The organism is Pricia sp., assembly GCF_041745955.1.
In the GTDB taxonomy this organism is placed as follows: Bacteria; Bacteroidota; Bacteroidia; order Flavobacteriales; family Flavobacteriaceae; genus Pricia.
Genome location: NZ_JBGTHY010000288.1, coordinates 1 through 4321 on the forward strand (window position 1 = coordinate 1; position 4321 = coordinate 4321).

The 4321-nt window shown below is 45.8% G+C and carries 4 protein-coding genes and 1 pseudogene; 2 read left to right on the top strand and 3 right to left on the bottom strand.

The features are described from left to right. The 3 genes and pseudogenes from ACEW8S_RS10550 to ACEW8S_RS10560 form a co-directional block, all read right to left on the bottom strand. Positions 1-281: pseudogene (locus ACEW8S_RS10550) on the bottom strand (hypothetical protein); the annotation flags it as partial. Positions 282-396: 115 nt separating this feature from the next. Further along, positions 397-1263: a DUF58 domain-containing protein gene (locus ACEW8S_RS10555; RefSeq protein ID WP_373518116.1), complete on the bottom strand. Its 867-nt coding sequence runs from the start codon at positions 1261-1263 to the stop codon at positions 397-399. A 98-nt stretch (positions 1264-1361) separates the two neighbouring features. Continuing rightward, entirely contained in the window at positions 1362-2363 is a 1002-nt protein-coding gene (locus ACEW8S_RS10560) for an AAA family ATPase (RefSeq protein ID WP_373518117.1), read from the bottom strand. A 221-nt stretch (positions 2364-2584) separates the two neighbouring features. On the opposite strand from ACEW8S_RS10560, the gene ACEW8S_RS10565 reads away from it, so the two are divergent. Together ACEW8S_RS10565 and ACEW8S_RS10570 are read left to right on the top strand one after the other, a co-directional pair. Then, positions 2585-3367 (top strand): SDR family NAD(P)-dependent oxidoreductase, encoded by a 783-nt coding sequence (locus tag ACEW8S_RS10565; RefSeq protein ID WP_373518118.1) that lies wholly within the window; start codon positions 2585-2587, stop codon positions 3365-3367. A gap of 107 nt (positions 3368-3474) precedes the next feature. Next, positions 3475-4321, top strand: an 847-nt coding sequence (locus ACEW8S_RS10570; protein ID WP_373518119.1) for a DUF5929 domain-containing protein, incomplete at its 3' end; no start/stop codon positions are given.

Here is a 4321-nt window from a genome sequence, read left to right on the forward strand (position 1 = left end):
CGGTCGTTCTTTCGGGTGGTATCCGTCGCAAAAGCTTCCACGGTTTCCAAGGGCGAAAACGTCTGTCCTTCGGGGAAAATTACCTGTGCCGTGGTGTCCGCCTCAACGGTAACGGTAAACTTGACCTGTTCCCCGATCTTGATATCGGTGGTATCGACCTTAGAAGTTACGGATGGATTTTTTTGGGAAAAGCCAATACATCCAACGAAAAGAAAGCATAGGAAGGCGTATCGTTTGAAGAACGAAAAATCATAAATCCCAAATCCCAAGTTCCAAATCATCCTTTGCTAAACCAATTGCTACTGATTACGGGCAGTATGTTGTTCATCGATACTTAGTAACTAAAACTTTGCCACTTTTTACTTGCCGCTTTTATTTTACATTTCGCGCCTCGCATTATCCCCTTCTCTTAAAATACCCCAACAACTTCTTAACATAGCTTTCATCGACCCTACAACTCAAAGTACCACAGCCTGATTTCGTAAAGGTTTCCGTAAAATAATCGATCCGCTGGCGGTAATAATCGCCATACGCATTGCGGACGCTTTTCGATTGGGTGTTCACTAATTGTACCTTTCCCGTCTCGGCGTCCAGCATCTGCACCATGCCCAGGTTCGGAATCTTTTCTTCCCGTTCATCGTAGATTCGGATTCCTGTTAGGTCGTGTTTATTCCCCGAAATTTTCAAGGTCTTTTCATAATCGTCTGCGATAAAATCGGAGAGCACAAAAACAATAGCTCTTTTTTTCATCACACTGCTCATAAATTTCAAGGCTTCCGCTAAATCGGTGCGGTTACTATTTGGCTTGAATTCCAACAACTCCCTAATAATCCGCAACACATGGCTTTTTCCCTTTTTTGGGGGAATATACAATTCCACGGCATCGGAAAACAAGATCAATCCCGCCTTATCATTATTCTGAAGCGCCGAAAACGCCAAAGTGGCCGATATTTCGGTAATAATATCCTTTTTGAACTGGTTGGTCGTGCCGAACAGTTCCGAGCCGCTCACGTCGACCATCAACATCATCGTCAGCTCTCGCTCTTCCTCAAAAACTTTAATATAAGGCTCATTGTAGCGGGCGGTGACGTTCCAATCGATACTGCGTACATCGTCGCCGAACTGATATTGCCGAACCTCGCTAAAGGTCATACCGCGCCCCTTAAAGGTGGAATGGTATTCCCCGCCAAAAATATGATCGGACAGACGGCGTGTCTTGATCTCGATCTTACGTACTTTCTTTAGTAATTCTTTGGTATCCATCTTTTCAGTTGGCAGTGTTCAGTTGGCAATCGGCAGTAGACGCCACACAACACTCAAAAAAGGTACTGTTTACTGTCTACTGAACACTGCTTACTTTTTCACGGCACTTCGATCTCATTGACGATCTTGTTGATGATTTCTTCGGAAGTAATGTTCTCGGCCTCGGCCTCATAGGTGATACCGATTCTGTGTCGCAATACATCATGTACCACGGCGCGCACGTCTTCGGGCACTACATAGCCCCTGCGTTTGATAAAGGCGTAACACTTAGCGGCGGCGCCTAGATTAATGCTTCCCCTTGGCGAAGCCCCAAAACTGATTAAATGTTTCAGACTTTCGAGATTGTATTTTTCGGGATACCGGGTGGCAAAGACCAAATCAAGAATATACTTCTCGATTTTTTCATCCATATACACCTCTCGAACCGCTTTTTGGGCGCTTAAGATCTGTTCTATGGAAACCACAGCATTTACGGTATCGTATGCCCCGAGTAGATTTTGACGCATAATCAACTGCTCTTCGTTCATCTTCGGGTAGTCGATGACGGTTTTGAGCATAAAACGGTCGACCTGTGCTTCCGGTAACGGATAGGTTCCCTCTTGCTCGACCGGATTTTGGGTGGCCATGACCAAGAAAGGTTTGTCTAAAATGTAAGTTTCGTCCCCGATGGTCACTTGTTTCTCCTGCATCGCCTCCAAAAGTGCCGATTGTACCTTGGCGGGGGCACGGTTGATTTCATCCGCAAGCACGAAATTGGCGAAAATCGGTCCCTTTTTAATGGAGAAATCGCTAAGCTTCATGTTGTAGATCAAGGTGCCTACAACGTCGGCGGGCAATAGATCGGGCGTAAACTGAATTCGGCTAAAACTACCTTTTACGGCTTTGGCCAAAGTGTTTATCGCCAAGGTCTTTGCCAGACCGGGAACCCCTTCCAGCAAAATATGGCCCTGACCGAGAAGACCGATCAGCAAGCGTTCGATCATGTGTTTTTGGCCGACGATGACCTTGTTCATTTCGAAAATCCATAGGTCGATAAAGGCACTTTCGCGTTCGATTTTTTCGTTCACCGCGCTGATATCGACGGCCGTATTTTCTTCCATAGAATTTTAGGGTATTTTTGGAGTAGGTCGGTTAACATTTTTAATATCACGCAAATTGTAAATTTATTATTTGCCCCGCTGTTAACGATTGGTTAAATAATTTGCCAAGCCCTTATTTTTAGGAAGAGTTTAAGGGATTTGTAAGACTTCTTTTTGACAGTATGGGACTAAACCACGGAATCGTCAAAATAAGTAACTTTGGATTTTATAAAAATGAAACTATGGAACGAGAAAAGAACAAAAATTCATCAAAGCATCGAATTGCCCTTATCACAGGCGCAACCAGCGGTATCGGAAAAGCGACCGCCATCCTTTTTGCCGTAGAGGGCATCCACTTGATTCTCTGTGGAAGGCGCCAAGATCGGTTGGATGCGCTTCAAAAGGAATTGGCCAAACAGACCAACGTCACTACCTTGAATTTTGACGTTCGTGATAAAGATGCCGTGTTCGAAGCTATCGAGTCGCTTCCTTCGGAATTTGCGAACATCGACATCCTGCTAAATAATGCGGGTAACGCCCACGGCCTTGACCCCATTAACGAAGGCAGCACCGAGGATTGGGATGCCATGCTCGATATTAACGTAAAAGGATTGCTGTATGTTTCAAAGGCGGTTATCCCCAGAATGATCGAAAGGGAGTCCGGCCATATCATCAATATCGGATCCACGGCAGGTAAGGAAGTCTACCCAAAAGGCAATGTCTATTGTGCCAGTAAACATGCCGTCGACGCCCTGACCACCGGTATGCGAATGGACCTCAACCCTTACGGTATTAAGGTCGGTGCAGTAAATCCTGGAGCGGTCGAAACCGAATTCAGCAACGTTCGCTTTAAGGGTGACGGCGAAAAGGCGGATGCCGTTTATAACGGTTTTCAGCCCTTGGTCGCCGAGGATGTCGCCGAAGCCCTGTATTTCGTGGTAACACGACCCTCGCATGTGAACATTGCCGACCTCGTCATTACGCCCACGGCGCAGGCTTCGGCGACGGTTTGGAACAAGAATTGAGTCCCGATAGGGTCGGTATTGCGCGTCACCGAACAACGCTAAAGTTTTCGGATAGCCCAAGACGACAGGCAATGACTGATGCTAAAAATATAATCGTAGTTTAACCCATGATTAACAAACGCCTTCTTGTCAAAAACCTGCTCGCCCATAACGACGAGAACAGCTTTTATGACAAAAAACGCTTTATCGAAATCGGACAAAAAGAAGGGAAGGCGAAGTTCCTGAAACATGTCTGTGCCTTGGCGAACAGCAATCCGAAGAATCATTCGTTCATTGTAATCGGTGTCGAGGACGAGGACAATAAGATTGTAGGTGTCGACTTTTTTGACGATAGTAAAATCCAAAACCTGGTCAATGCGTATTTGGATAATCCGCCCTTGATATCTTATGAGAATATTCCCTTTCCCCACCTGCCGGAGGGAAAGGTCGTGGGGCTCGTGACGCTAACCTCCAACGGCAAGGTCTGTGCGCTACGTAAGAACATCTGGAAATATTACGGCGGAATGGTCTTCTTTCGCGAAGGTAGCATCAGTATGCCAAAAGCGTACGGTATCGAACTAAAGGATATCAATTCCGAGGCGGTTGCCACCATCGAGCAGCACGCCAAGAACAATATCGAGCTTACCCTTGACGGGGTCATCGATTTTATCAACCATCGCCACCCCGATCTTGAAAGCGACTATAAAGTATTCAAGGAGCAATTCGTGCTCTGCTGGGCCGGAAACCGCAAAAAGGTAAAGGACAAGACCTATTTTTCAAGGGTCGATATCGAACTGATCAACGAACAGGTAAAGCTTTTTTATTCCACTTTGGATGAAATTACTATCGACTACGATGAGGATTCCTTTACCATAAAAGAGTATGTACAATTAGGACTGGGTACCAAGCAGAACCATCATCCCCTGGAGGAAGTCGTAATCACTTTTGAGGAGAATGGCACCTATCAAATACAGA

Coding starts and splice junctions, on each gene's coding strand:
- ACEW8S_RS10560 (WP_373518117.1), bottom strand. CDS start 2,363: ATGGAAGAAAATACGGCCGTCGATATCAGCGCGGTGAACGAAAAAATC.
- ACEW8S_RS10555 (WP_373518116.1), bottom strand. CDS start 1,263: ATGGATACCAAAGAATTACTAAAGAAAGTACGTAAGATCGAGATCAAG.
- ACEW8S_RS10565 (WP_373518118.1), top strand. CDS start 2,585: ATGGAACGAGAAAAGAACAAAAATTCATCAAAGCATCGAATTGCCCTT.